A 13025-nucleotide genomic window follows, 5' to 3' on the forward strand; every position below is an offset into this window, starting at 1 on the left:
TGGGGATTGGGGATTGGGTACTGAGAAAATATTCCTAAATATTTATTTAGTCCCCAGTACCCAGTCCTTTTACGAGAGGCGTTTAGCTTCTACAGTTTGGGGTAAATTTGCTGTGTCTGGTAAATCACGAAATTCCAATTCCCAACCATTTGCTAAGGTGAGAATCTTGCCATCATTTCCATCGGTTTGTTTGACGACTTCTTCTTCAAGGTCTTTTTTAGCAACGTAGACTACTAAAGTACCGGCATCATTCATGCGTAGCATTACTTTCATGAGATTCCTCAACAGATTCTAGTTCTTTTTTCATACAGCCGACGACGAATCCTGTTTCCAAGAAATGCACCGCATAAATATAGGAAGTCTGCAAATATGTGCCTATACTCGCTATGTAGCCGATATCCCCTTTGTTCACTAAAACTTGCCCAACTTCTTTACCAGGAAAAGTACCATCGTTCTTGAGCAGTTTCCGAACTCTGACTTTTTCACCAATTTCAAAAGCAGGTGGCAAGTTTAGCTCTAATTCATCACGTTGCATGAGAGTACCTCTGTTCTCTGACCAAAACCAATAGTTCTTCTGTTGTCAGGCTGCGTTTTTTCTGTACTGATTGATGGCGTACTGCGTCTAAAACAGATTGGGTTTCTTGCGAGTTCAAGAAAATTCCATGCTGTTCTAGCAAGTTTGAAACCAAATGCCGTCCAGAATGTTTGCCTAATACTAAACGCCGTTCCCAACCCACTTCTTCAGGAGCAAATGGTTCGTAGGTGATGGGGTTTTGCAGTACTCCGTGAGCATGGATCCCAGATTCGTGAGCAAAGGTATTTTCGCCAACGATCGCTTTCCAAGGTGGTACATCGGCTCCTGATGCGGTTGCAACTAGTTGAGACAGTTCCAGCAAACCAGGAGTGTCGATGCCCAAATCAACGCCGTAGATGCGTTTGATAGCCATGACAACTTCTTCTAAAGCTGCATTTCCTGCCCTTTCACCCAATCCGTTGACTGTGGTATTCACTGATAAGGCTCCGGCTTTGATACCTGCAAGAGCGTTGGCTGTTGCCATACCAAAATCATTGTGGGTGTGGATTTCTAGGGGAATCATCAAAGCTGAAACCAACCGTTTGACCTTGGTGTAGGTGGTGAAAGGATCGAGAACTCCTACTGTGTCGCAGAAGCGGAACCGGGACGCACCCCATTCTTGGGCATAAAGCGCTACATCTAAAAGGAAGTTTTCATCAGCCCTGGAAGAATCTTCTCCGCCGACTGCTACCCAAAGACCTTGATCAACTGCGAAGCTGATACAGTCTTTGAGTTTTTGCAAACTTACTCGCCATTGACCGTGGAATTTAGCAGCGATTTGGATACCAGAGACGGGAATGGCAATATGCACCCGGTTCAGTCCGCAAGCGATAGAAGCCTTAATATCTGAGATGACAGCACGGTTCCAGCCCAGGAGTTTTGCTTGTAAACCTAACTTAGAAATTGCTGCGATCGCCCGCGTTTCTTCATCACCCATTGCTGGTATACCGACTTCTAATTCAGGTATACCAATGGCATCAAGAAATTTAGCGATCGCAACTTTTTCTTCTAGGTTAAAAGCAACACCTGCTGCTTGTTCGCCATCACGTAATGTAGTGTCATTAATTATGATTTGATTCATTGCAAATATCCCTCTCTTGGAAGTATTCTTAATATCCTTTCTCTCTACAATCCCCAGCGATGGCAAATGCTAAAAATATCACAATTCATAATGTAGGATACATGATCCTTAATTATTGACCGATTAGTAGCATCACATCTGTATGGCAGGGAACTAAAAGCATGTATAATTTACTAATCGTTTTTACCGATGTCAGTTGAATTTTCTTCGATTAGCAATGAACTGATGTAACTATTAGCAAATCCTGAACAAAGTAAAACACAAAATCCAGCAATTAAGGATGTAATCATCTTAGTAACCTCAAATTTTCTAGAGCATTGGTGTGTAATTTAGGCAAGTAATGTTATTCAGAGCTACAGGCTACAAATTAGCTAACTGTGTTCTGCTAGCCAGTCAAAAATCTTTCCTAGCTGCTCCAAGTCAACTAAACCATACTGCCAGAGGAGCATCGGTAGTGGCCCATTTTCTAATTCCCGGTGTCGCAGAGCTACAGCAATATCCGCATTTGAAAGTTCAAGTTCATTGTGCAAAAAATTGAGGAGTTTTATATTTATGTTACGAGTCGCCATAATTGATTGAACTTTCAATTTCTTAATTTGGAAAAGAATTAAAAATCATAAACTTCCAGTCTTGTTTGGTAATCTCGCCTTTTTAATTGTGATTACTTGTCAGGAAAATTTTAGATTTAGCAGACTGGACAAAATCTAAAACTCGGTTAATCTCCCTCAGTCTGCAACAAATTATGTTAGCGTACAGTAGCTTCAACTTCTAAACCAATTCGAGCTTTATGCATCTATGAACAAAAAGAATCAAGTGCAGTGATTTCGTCATGAATTCAAGATTAATCGTGTCTGAATTAGGTCTTTTATAAATACTCATGACTCATCACTGTAATGCCAACAACGCTCTAGCCACTCTAATAATTCGTGACGAGAAGCAAGAAATTGCATAACTGTACTGCGAATTAGAATTACTTCGATCAAATTGTTCACTTGCACTCGTAAAGAACCATCAGGGGGACAGTAGCTCTTAATTTTTAACTCTTGCAGACGGTGATAGATTCGCCAGCGATCGCTCAAAGGAATCTGCAAAACTTGATCGCCTAAAGTGTGATTTGTCATTTGTCCTTTATCCTTTGTCAGTTGTCCTTTGTCAGTTGTCCTTTGTCATTTGTCATTTGTCCTTTGCTAATGACCAATGACTAATACAACTCTTGGAGAGGCTGCGCCCTAAGCGTAGCTATGCCGCAGGCTTTACGACTACGCTCAGTACAAGTGACCAATGACTAATGACTAATGACTCTTGACTTTTAAAGTTTGCAGTTGTTTTTCGAGTTGCTCTATGCGCGAGAGCAAAGAACGAATCACGGTTGCTTCTAGATCGGGTAGCTTTCCATGTTCTAAAGGAGAAAGGTTGGCGCTTTCGTTCCGAGAAATAATTCGGGCGGGAACTCCCACAACAGTGCGATCGCTGGGGACATTCTGCAAGACAACGGAACCTGCACCAATACGGACGCGATCGCCAATTTGCAGATTACCTAAAACTTTCGCGCCCGCCCCGATCACTGCATTTTTGCCCACTGTGGGATGACGCTTACCAGTTTCTTTACCAGTTCCGCCAAGGGTAACGCCCTGATAAATCAGTGTATAGTCGCCCACGATCGCAGTTTCGCCAATCACAACACCCATTCCGTGGTCGATAAACACGCCCTGACCAATCTCTGCGCCTGGGTGAATTTCAATTCCCGTCAAAAATCGCCCCAAATGAGAAATTAAGCGGGGGATAAAACCCACTCCTCGACCATGTAACCAGTGAGCAAGACGATGCAAACATAGCGCGTGCAATCCAGGGTAGCAAAACACCACTTCTAGCCAATTACGTGCTGCTGGGTCGCGCTCAAAGATAATGCGAAAATCACTCAATAATGGCTCAAAAAAAACGCCAGAGAGTAGATTTCTCAGCAGGGATGTATGTGCAGAATCCTGCGTTTTGGTAGTCTGGGGATTGCTGATACTGTCTAAAGACTGTTGCATCGGTAATGTCTATCTGGTAAAAGAGTCATCTGCTATTTTTATGCTTATATCAGGTGACTTCCAACTTGATAGAAAACCCAACACTGATTGGATTTATTGGATTGATTAAGGTTGTACTCAAACGCCGAAACCCCCACTCAAGATAAACTTAAAATTTTTCTTGGGTTAGGGGCGCTAGTGTTTAATGATGGGGGTACTAGTATTTTTGGGGCAAGGTTTAAGAATTTCTGTGCTCGTTACAAGAAACTTTACCTGTAAGCCTTTGCAAACATTACATCAAAATATTTTGCAATATATTAAGCTGTACTCAGATGCACTCAAACATGAGTTAGATGAGAATAAAACTCAATTTTTTGTATATCCTATTACTATTAGTATCTTATTATTTGGTTAGGCGAACAACAGGTTTCTTTATTTTCTTTTAGGATTTCCTGTCTGTATGTATATATACGTTTCAAAATATAATTATCGCTCATAGTGAATATCTTATTATATAGATGTGTTGAAGGAAAGCATTTCAATAAGTGCAAATATACCTGCTTGCCGAGTTGCTTCCAACTATCAGCAATGATGTCTCAAAGGTTTTTGAATTAGTTTGGCAACGTATTGAGTCATAGAATAAAACTTTGAGTAAAACAACAGGGTTTTTCTTTGTGCAGTAAATTATATAATGGAGAAATATACTTACCAAATTGGCAAAGTGTGCCAAGTTCTTGCTGAGGACAATCCGAAACTGAGGGGTAAAAACTAACTTTTACTACTTTTATTATTTTTTCAATTGTTCTAAATAAACAGCAACCTTTATCATAATGCTGTTAGATTTTTGTTAAGAATAGTTACAGGTTCTTAACACAAGGAAATATTTTTATGGCAGTTGCGCTTAATAATAATGCACCACATCAGGTTGTAATCATTGGTGGTGGCTTTGGTGGACTGTATGCAGCAAAGGGTCTGAATGCAGCGAATGTAAATGTTACTCTCATTGATAAACGTAACTTTCATCTATTTCAGCCGCTTTTATATCAAGTTGCCACAGGTACGCTATCACCTTCTGATATTTCCGCACCATTGCGATCTGTATTTAAGAAAAGCAAGAACACAAAGGTGTTGTTGGGAGAAGTAAATCATATTGATCCAAAAGCGCAACAAGTTTTTTTGGGTGATGAAGTAGTACCTTATGATACATTAATTGTCGCCACAGGTGCTAACCATTCCTATTTTGGTAAGGACAACTGGGAAAAAGTTGCTCCTGGTTTGAAAAGTGTGGAAGATGCGATAGAAATGCGTCGCCGGATATTTGGCGCATTTGAAGCAGCAGAAAAAGAAACTAATCCAGAAATTCGCAGTGCTTACTTGACTTTTGTGATTGTGGGGGGTGGCCCGACTGGTGTAGAATTAGCAGGTGCGATCGCGGAATTAGCACACAAAACTCTCAAAGAAGATTTCCGCAGCATCAACACTTCAGAAACGAAAATTTTACTATTACAAGGGGGCCCTCGCATCCTCCCACACATTGCGCCAGAGTTATCGAAATCAGCAGCAGTAGCTTTGCAAAAGTTGGGTGTCGAACTCCACACTCACACCAGGGTGACAAATATTGAAGGTGATATCGTTACTTTCAAGAAAGGCAATGAATTTATAGAAATTACCTCAAAAACTATATTGTGGGCAGCAGGTGTCCAAGGTTCCCCAATGGGGAAAGTCTTAGCAGAAAGTACAGGTGTAGAGTGCGATTACTCTGGGCGTGTAATTGTAGAACCTGACTTGTCTATCGAAGGTTATGACAACATTTTCGTAATTGGAGATTTAGCTAACTTCTCCCACCAAGAGAGTAAAGTCTTACCTGGTGTTGCACCCGTAGCTAAACAACAAGGAGAGTATGTAGGTAAACTAATTCGACGACGGCTTCAAGGTCATACTTTGCCACAATTTCATTACAACGATGTGGGTAGTTTGGCAATGATTGGGCAAAATTTAGCTGTTGTAGATTTAGGCTTCATTAAACTCACAGGTTTCCTTGCTTGGGCATTTTGGCTACTAGTTCACATCTACTTTTTAATCGAGTTTGACACCAAATTACTAGTTGTATTTCAGTGGGCGTGGAATTACATCACTCGTAATCGTCGCTCTCGATTGATTACAGGTCGAGAAACTATTGTAGAAGCAAAAACTGTTAACAATAGCGTGCAACAGCCTTCTGTGACACCTCTGTAACTTCAGGTATCCACAGCATTAGTCAACGATAACAAGGGGCTATTAAAGTGATGAGTGCCGTGTGGTGGCACTTGGGCGAAGATTTGCTGTTCTACGAAAAGAATATGGGGATGAGATACCGCCCTCAGCGATTTTGGCAATTTGGCATATCATGACTTCGAGTTGCAGTTTAAATGGAGATATCAACACAACGGGACAGCGAAGAAGTTGTACGAGGGATAAGGTAAAACTTCCCGCTTCTGGTGTCCCAGCTATGCCAGTTGTCAAATGAGTGCTGTAGAATAGCTCTACATAATTGATACAGCGCTCAACAGAGTTCAGTTCCCGCTCTGCAACTGGCTAGATATCAACAAAACCAAATATAGCCCAGATGGCAAAACCCTTGTCAGTGGTAGTGAGGACAACACCATCAAAATCGGGCGGCTACCCTAGAGACTGGATTATTAACTCTGATTATTCTTCTCTTGCTGAACTCTCTGAGCGATCGCTTCTTCAATTATCCGATTATTCTCTTCTATAGGTTTACCATCTTCGCTAAACATCGACGGATATATAATTGCTTCTGAGTCAGGAGTACGGCGACTAAATAGGATTTCCAACGCTTCTATATCTTCCCGATTAGCAAGTACATAGACCCTCAATTCTTTTGTAGACATTTCTGCAAAATTAGGTTTCATTTACAAATCTCCAAGTTCCATCACGAAATACAAGGATTTGCAGTTCATCACCTGCCAAAATAAATACATTACCAGTTGTGTCACTAAAACGGAATAGCTGAATTTATCGGTAGAAATTAGACAAGTACTGGCAAATAGTCACGCACATAAGTGCTTGCCGAGTTGTAGGATATATATTGTTTTCCCCAATTGTGACACAAATAATATTAAGCCTTACAGGGTGAAAAAATCTCTTCAAGAATTTGAAACCCACGGAGTTGGGTTTTGTCTGTATAGCAAAGTCATACCAATTTGAAAAAAGAATACGACAAATAGACCATCTGTAGAGACGCGATTCATCGCATCTTTACCCAAGGATGTGTTGCAATCACTAATTGAATTAATATCAGTGTGTTGGATGGGTTCTCCGACTTATACCCCTCCTCTTAAGCAAGCTACGCGCAGCATCTCCCCCTAAAAGAAGCAACTGGCGTGCGAATGACCTTCGCCAGGGCGAACATTTCAATTTTCGAGACTTATTAGTGGAGTTCAAAGACTCATTAATGGAGTTCAAAGACTCATTAATGAGTATCAAAGGCTCATTAATGGAGTTCAAAGACTCATTAATGGAGTTCAAAGGCTCATTAATGAGTATCAAAGACTCATTAATGAGTATCAAAGGCTCATTAATGAGTATCAAAGGCTCATTAATGGAGTTCAAAGGCTCATTAATGAGTATCAAAGACTCATTAATGAGTATCAAAGGCTCATTAATGAAGTTCAAAGGCTCATTAACGAGTATTAATTTATCAAGAACCGGACGCAGCTTTAGTCGGTCTACCTTTGATAGCTTTAAAGCGTTCGCCCAACTGTTCAGCGACAGTTTTTAAGCCTGGAGTCTTTTTCGATGCTGTCTTTACGTAGTCATAAACCGTCAAACTGCTAGTCATAGCTTCACTACCGACTGCCATTAGGGTATCATCTACCTGTTCGGCGAGTTGCTGCATTGAGATTAAAAGTTCGGTGAGCGCACTGGCTAATTGATAATCCCGAACAAGTTCTTCAACGTCAAATGTAGCTGGCAGGATTTCGCGGTTAGACTGAGCAGCAGTGATGCTATTATTTACAAACGCTAGGCTTTTATCGCCCATTTTTACTAACTTACGCCGTTCTTCAGTGCTGAGAGTAATCAGAAAGGGCATCTTCTTTTGGACTGTCTGTAGCGCGGCTTTAATTTCTTGGATATCTTGTGGCGAAAGGGTGGCTGCAATATTTTGATAGGACATTGTATATTTACCTTGGCAGTTCTAATGGTGAAGTAGCAAGTTTTGCTAGATATAGAATTCCCATTGGTAAGAGCGATCGCACATCATAACCTATTTATTTATCTGTTTTAGCGCCGATGCTGAGGGATACTGACCAGATGCAATTAAAGCTTGTCGTTCTACAAGTCTTTCATCCCCGTTAAAATCTAGGATACGTGCGGTAACTTCACCGATGTCTGTTTGATGCACAATTACAGCCTCATCAAGTCGAAAATGCTCACCCCAAAAGTCTCTGCGTGGGTTAAAAAACCGCACAATTTCGCCAGTTTGTCAATTAATTGACCCTAAATCCCTCCCTTTTTGCAGGTTACAGAAAATACAGCCATAGCAGAGATTATCTGCTGTTGTAGCGCCGCCGTGTTTGACACTGATTATATGGTGAACTTGACAACCCGATGATCTATATACTTCAGAGACGAGACAATACTCGCAAATATGCTCGGCGCGATCGGCAACTAAACGCCGCAGTTCTACATTAATATATGAACGAGACATTTTGAATACTTACTTAGGGTTGGAGAGAGACTTTGAATTTTCCCCCTTCCCACGCCGGTAAGGGGGTTAGGGGATTAGGTTTCGTGTTGGTTTTTTAGAGCAATTGCTAAGTGCGATGTCTACGATGGTCACTGAGCTTGTCGTACCCCTGCTCTTAAGCAAGCTACGCGCAGCGTCTCGTAGAGAAGTGCGGGCTGCGCCAACACAATTTCCCCACTGCACACTCACTTTTGCTACACCATGAGCCGTTGCCAGTTATCCCAAGCGGATGTGTGCTATCAATCACCACAGTAATTTTACCAGATTCAATTCATTCTTTGAAAAAAACCAAGTCTTCAGCGTTGGTTTTTTCAAACACAAATTTGGCTTTGTGACCTGAAAGGAACGCTGTCAAGACTCTCTGTACAATGGTTTCAAGCGTAGATAGGGTGGTGATAATTCCGTTAAGTTTGAGGAATTTTTTGGTTTGAAACAGCGATCGCTGTGCCTTTCTTTGTAACTGTCGGTTCACCCATTTTTGATAAGTAAAAAAAACAAGTATACATAAAGATATTTTAAGTCTTTTAAAAAACTGGTAGCCCTGAGTTAATTTTGTGCAAACTCTCGGTAAAATCAGCTAGTCAAGAGTTTGTGTGTAATATAAATCACTACAAGGCTAGAAGGAAGTTCAAAATGGTTGCATTTGCTCTAAAACCAACACAGATACTTGGACGCATACTAACCACATCGCTAGTTAGTCTGATGTCCTTAGAGGTTCTTACCACCGCAGCGATCGGTCAACCGCCTGCTGCGTCTGTTGAAACTAAGCTGAAAGTGCCTAGTACAATGACCTATGCGCCCTTTAATATTAACCGTTACTTAAAAGTGCCGCCCAATTTCTCTGTCTCTGTTTATGCTCGAATCAATGCAGCTCGCTTTATGGCAGTTGCTCCCAATGGGGATCTTTTAGTATCACAGCCTAGTACAGGTAAAGTGTTAATTGTCCGGCCAAATGGCAGCAAAGACCCAATTATTTCTGACTTCGTGACAGGTCTACGCAGACCACACGACATTGTGTTTCATAAGATTGACAACACGACATACATTTATATCTCTGAGACTCATCAAATTAACCGTTTCATCTACAACTCTGGAGATAGAATCGCCAAAAATCGCCAAATCGTTGTAACTGGCTTACCAGACAACAGCACCTCAGAACTCAAAGGTGCTTATGGTCACGAACTGAAAAATATCGCACTTGATGCCAATCACAAGCTATACGTGTCGATCGCCTCTACGTGCAATGCCTGCAAGGAAGATACTGTCAGTACCCCACGGCGTGGTGCGATTTACCAATACAACGCTAATGGAACCAATCAGCGACTTTTTGCCCAAGGTTTACGTAATGCCGAAGGATTAGCATTCTTACCTGGCACAAATGACCTTTGGGTAGCCGTAAATAATCGAGACGAGATCCGCTATCCCTTCAACGATGGCAGTGGCAATTACGGTAAGATTATCCCCTCTTACGTAGACGACCACCCTCCAGAGGAGTTCACCCAAGTCAGAGATGGCGGTAACTACGGTTGGCCATTCTGCAACCCCAATCCTGATACATCAACTGGCTTCAACAATATGCCATTTGACCGCGACTATCAGTTCAATGCTAATGGAAGTGTTGATTGCAATGCAATAGACAGGATTAGCAAGGGTATTCAAGCCCATTCGGCTCCCTTGGGACTAACATTCTTACAAAATACCAAGTTTCCCAGCCTGTACTCAAGTGGGGTAGTAGTGGCGCTGCATGGTTCATGGAATCGACAGAAGAAAACAGGCTACAGAATAGCTTACTTTCCCTGGAACAGTACCACAAAGACTCTAGGGCAGGAGATAGATTTAGTCAATGGTTGGCTAGTTCCAACAACGCAAGAAGTCTGGGGGCGACCGGTGGATATGGTAGTCGATCAGCAAGGTAATTTGTTAATTTCGGATGACTACAAAGGCACTATTTACAAGCTCTCCTACACGCCGCCAGAACAGGTTAAGGTCTACAGAGATCCTAATTTGGCTGGAGTTTCCCAGTCTTTTCCTGCAAGTCCAGGAGTATACAAAGCGATCGAAGGTGACTTAAAGGTTGTTGGTAATGACGCTATTAGCTCCTTAAGTGTACCGCCGGGTACAGTAGTACGTGTCTGCCAAAATGAAACTGGTGGTCGATGCCGTGAGTTTAGTGCTGGTGATTATAAATCTGTTGGAGCTGACTTAGATAACTCAATATCGTTTATAGAGGTTAAGTAGCACCACTCAACGAATTTTGGATTTTGAATTGAATAATTTAAAATCCAAAATTTAAAAAAGTCCCAGAGGAAATGAATTTAAACGCGAGAACAATTTTATTATCCAAAATCACAAATTGAGTCACCTGTGCTGCTTTTGGCTTATTGTCCTGCAATCAACTAGAAACTGCGATGTCTACGACGGGCTGCGCGATCGCAATTTTTCCTACTGCACGCCCAGTTTCGCTATAAGCATGAGCCGCCGCTAGTTCTTGTAAGGGATATGTGCGATCGATCACCACACGTATCTTACCCGTTTCAATCAATTCTTTGAGAAAAAGCAAGTCTTTAGCGTTAGGTTTCTCAAAGAGGAATTTCGCTTTTTGACCGGGAAGCAACGCTGTTAAGACGCTTTCTAACAAGACTTCGGGACTGGGTAGGGTGGTGATGTAAACTCCGTTGGATTTGAGGACTCTTTTGGTTTGAAAGAGCGATCGCTTACCCACTGCATCAAAGATAATGTCATACTGTGCTGTATCTTCGGTAAAATCTTGCTGCGTATAATCAATCACGCGGTCTGCTCCCAAAGATTTCACCAAATCTAAATTTTTAGTACTGCTAACTCCCGTTACCTGTGCGCCTAAGGCCTTAGTAATTTGCACTGCAAAAGTCCCTACACCGCCCGCAGCACCATTAATCAAGACATTTTGTCCTTTTTGAATATTTCCTTGATCTCGCAGCGCTTGCAGAGCTGTGAGCGCTGCTAAAGGCACAGCAGCAGCTTCTTCATAGTTTAGATTCGTTGGTTTAAGCACCGCCAAGTTTTCTGGGATGGCTGCAAACTCCGCGTAACCTCCTCCAGGGAAGCTAGTACTGCCATAAATAGCATCTCCTGGCTTAAAGCGCGTAACACCAGAGCCAACCTCTACAACTTCTCCCGCCACATCAAACCCCAGAATCTTCGGAAATTTACTGCCGGTAATCAAACTCAACATCCCCTGACGAATTTTCCAATCAATGGGATTAACGCTACTAGCACGAATTTTCACAAGTAACTGCGTTGGCTCAATTTTCGGCTGCTCCACATCTTCATACTGCAACACTTCAGCCGCGCCATACCGACGGATAACGACTGCTTTCATCGCATTCCTCCTACTACCCTGTTTTCGTGAATGAACTTAGACAGCTTATGAATACAGTGTAGCGATGTCTACGACAGGCTACAATACGCTTGGGTTAGGCTAAAATCCTTTGTTTTTAACGAACCACAGAGGCCTAGAGGACACCGAGAGAAGATAGAAATGCTTAACCCAAGCGTATTGATTCTTATGCCAATATTCAATCGGAAGTGGTGTTTGATCAAAGCCGCGTTGGCGCAGCCTCTTTGAAGGAGACTCGCTATTTATGGATGGATATAGGTTGGGATGGCGAATGCCTACGGCACGCTACGCGATCGCCGCATTCACGGCTGTCTGGTTCATATTGACCTAATTGATGGCAAAATCTGGATTCAACGGGATGGCACTGAAGAAGGCATTGCCGCCGATTTAGAACGGGCTGGTATTCCTAAAGAACACATCGTCCTTGGCTTTCGTCCACCGGAGTTAAGACCCTATACTGGCTATGCAGTTGCTTAAAGAGCGCATTCTCTTTATTCTTCAGTGGTAAATACAACATCTTCATACAGTAGTTCAATCGGACATTCAAATTCAATGCTCGATAGAGTGATGATATCTCCACCCGTGTAGGGATAGTAAAGCCACATCCTACCCTCACCCCGACAGTAACGCTCAACGGAGATTTTTTCCGAGTCAATCAAGATATATTCTTGCAAACTGGGTATTGTCAGATAATAAGTAAATTTTTCACCGCGATCTTTAGCACTTGTACCAGGCGAAAGAACTTCGGCAATTAGCTTGGGATGTTGAATAAATTTGCGGGCATTGAGGTCTTGAGGGTCGCAACTGACAATAACATCAGGATAATAGTAGCGACTCTGGGGAGTGAGTTGCATTTTTACGTCTAACACATTCACTCGACAACCTTTGGAATGCAAATGAGGGTACAAAGCTCTGTAGAGATTTAGTGCAATGTCGTTATGGGGAATTGTACCGCCTGTCATGGCAAATACTTCGCCATTGGCATATTCATAGCGAACGTCTTGCTGAGGTTCCCATTCCAGATATTCCTCAACGGTCATTTTTGGCGGCTGTTGGGGGATGGCTATCATAACTAAGATTTTTTTACGCTTGGTTTGATTGTAGCTAAATGACACTCTAACTTTTCACGATATCGTGAAAAGTCAGACTTCTATTTCTCTCTCGTTCTCGGCTACGGTGGACACACAAGTGCTTTCGTTCAGAACACAAGTGCTTTCGTTCAGAACACAAGT

15 protein-coding genes and 1 pseudogene are annotated in these 13025 nt (G+C 42.1%); 3 read left to right on the forward strand and 13 right to left on the reverse strand.

All coding sequences use genetic code 11. The features are described from left to right. Positions 1–69 precede the first annotated feature (69 nt). The 6 genes from nifT to cysE form a co-directional block, all read right to left on the reverse strand. A complete protein-coding gene (gene nifT, locus ACFFAP_RS28350) occupies positions 70–273 on the reverse strand; it encodes a putative nitrogen fixation protein NifT (RefSeq protein WP_298921155.1) in 204 nt (67 codons plus the stop codon). Beyond that, positions 248–535, reverse strand: coding sequence for a nitrogen fixation protein NifZ (locus ACFFAP_RS28355; protein ID WP_094327372.1), 288 nt, complete (start codon positions 533–535; stop codon positions 248–250). Before ACFFAP_RS28355 ends, nifT begins: the two co-directional genes overlap by 26 nt. Next, positions 525–1655, reverse strand: coding sequence for a homocitrate synthase (gene nifV, locus ACFFAP_RS28360; protein ID WP_375514358.1), 1131 nt, complete (start codon positions 1653–1655; stop codon positions 525–527). The genes ACFFAP_RS28355 and nifV overlap by 11 nt, the downstream gene beginning before the upstream one ends. 371 nt (positions 1656–2026) lie before the next feature. Further along, entirely contained in the window at positions 2027–2224 is a 198-nt protein-coding gene (locus tag ACFFAP_RS28365; protein ID WP_375514359.1) for a DUF2949 domain-containing protein, read from the reverse strand. A 306-nt stretch (positions 2225–2530) separates the two neighbouring features. Then, positions 2531–2776, reverse strand: coding sequence for an Asr1405/Asl0597 family protein (locus ACFFAP_RS28370; RefSeq protein WP_375514360.1), 246 nt, complete (start codon positions 2774–2776; stop codon positions 2531–2533). 171 nt (positions 2777–2947) lie between these two features. After that, positions 2948–3688: a serine O-acetyltransferase gene (cysE, locus tag ACFFAP_RS28375; RefSeq protein WP_375514361.1), complete on the reverse strand. Its 741-nt coding sequence runs from the start codon at positions 3686–3688 to the stop codon at positions 2948–2950. A gap of 867 nt (positions 3689–4555) precedes the next feature. Here cysE and ACFFAP_RS28380 point away from each other — a divergent pair. Next, the gene (locus tag ACFFAP_RS28380) at positions 4556–5902 is read left to right on the forward strand and encodes an NAD(P)/FAD-dependent oxidoreductase (protein ID WP_375514362.1); all 1347 of its coding nucleotides are present in this window, start codon (positions 4556–4558) and stop codon (positions 5900–5902) included. 443 nt (positions 5903–6345) lie between these two features. On the opposite strand, the gene ACFFAP_RS28385 is transcribed toward ACFFAP_RS28380, so the two are convergent. The 5 genes and pseudogenes from ACFFAP_RS28385 to ACFFAP_RS28405 all read right to left on the reverse strand — a co-directional run bounded on the left by ACFFAP_RS28385 (position 6346) and on the right by ACFFAP_RS28405 (position 8889). Continuing rightward, positions 6346–6579 carry a DUF6887 family protein gene (locus ACFFAP_RS28385; protein ID WP_375514363.1) on the reverse strand — a complete coding sequence of 78 codons (234 nt, stop codon included), beginning with the start codon at positions 6577–6579 and terminating at the stop codon, positions 6346–6348. After that, complete coding sequence (locus tag ACFFAP_RS28390; protein ID WP_375514369.1) at positions 6569–6682, reverse strand: DUF6888 family protein; 114 nt, start codon at positions 6680–6682, stop codon at positions 6569–6571. Before ACFFAP_RS28390 ends, ACFFAP_RS28385 begins: the two co-directional genes overlap by 11 nt. Positions 6683–7367: 685 nt before the next feature. After that, on the reverse strand, positions 7368–7844 hold the full coding sequence (locus ACFFAP_RS28395; RefSeq protein ID WP_375514364.1) for a hypothetical protein: 477 nt from the start codon (positions 7842–7844) through the stop codon (positions 7368–7370). Positions 7845–7934: 90 nt separating this feature from the next. Then, positions 7935–8378: pseudogene (locus tag ACFFAP_RS28400) on the reverse strand (HNH endonuclease). Between the two features lie 310 nt (positions 8379–8688). Continuing rightward, positions 8689–8889 carry a hypothetical protein gene (locus ACFFAP_RS28405; RefSeq protein WP_375514365.1) on the reverse strand — a complete coding sequence of 67 codons (201 nt, stop codon included), beginning with the start codon at positions 8887–8889 and terminating at the stop codon, positions 8689–8691. Between the two features lie 161 nt (positions 8890–9050). Between ACFFAP_RS28405 and ACFFAP_RS28410 the strand changes: the two genes are divergently transcribed. Next, entirely contained in the window at positions 9051–10655 is a 1605-nt protein-coding gene (locus ACFFAP_RS28410) for a PQQ-dependent sugar dehydrogenase (protein WP_375514366.1), read from the forward strand. 154 nt (positions 10656–10809) lie between these two features. Here the strand turns inward: ACFFAP_RS28410 and ACFFAP_RS28415 are convergent, their stop codons facing one another. Next, complete coding sequence (locus tag ACFFAP_RS28415; RefSeq protein ID WP_375514367.1) at positions 10810–11775, reverse strand: NAD(P)-dependent alcohol dehydrogenase; 966 nt, start codon at positions 11773–11775, stop codon at positions 10810–10812. A gap of 282 nt (positions 11776–12057) precedes the next feature. Between ACFFAP_RS28415 and ACFFAP_RS28420 the strand changes: the two genes are divergently transcribed. Further along, entirely contained in the window at positions 12058–12270 is a 213-nt protein-coding gene (locus ACFFAP_RS28420; RefSeq protein ID WP_099100324.1) for a XisI protein, read from the forward strand. Positions 12271–12284: 14 nt separating this feature from the next. Here ACFFAP_RS28420 and ACFFAP_RS28425 read toward each other — a convergent pair whose 3' ends face one another. Beyond that, the gene (locus ACFFAP_RS28425; RefSeq protein WP_375514368.1) at positions 12285–12863 is read right to left on the reverse strand and encodes a Uma2 family endonuclease; all 579 of its coding nucleotides are present in this window, start codon (positions 12861–12863) and stop codon (positions 12285–12287) included. Positions 12864–13025: the final 162 nt, after the last annotated feature.

The organism is uncultured Nostoc sp. (assembly GCF_964245575.1).
Taxonomy (GTDB): Bacteria; Cyanobacteriota; Cyanobacteriia; order Cyanobacteriales; family Nostocaceae; genus Nostoc.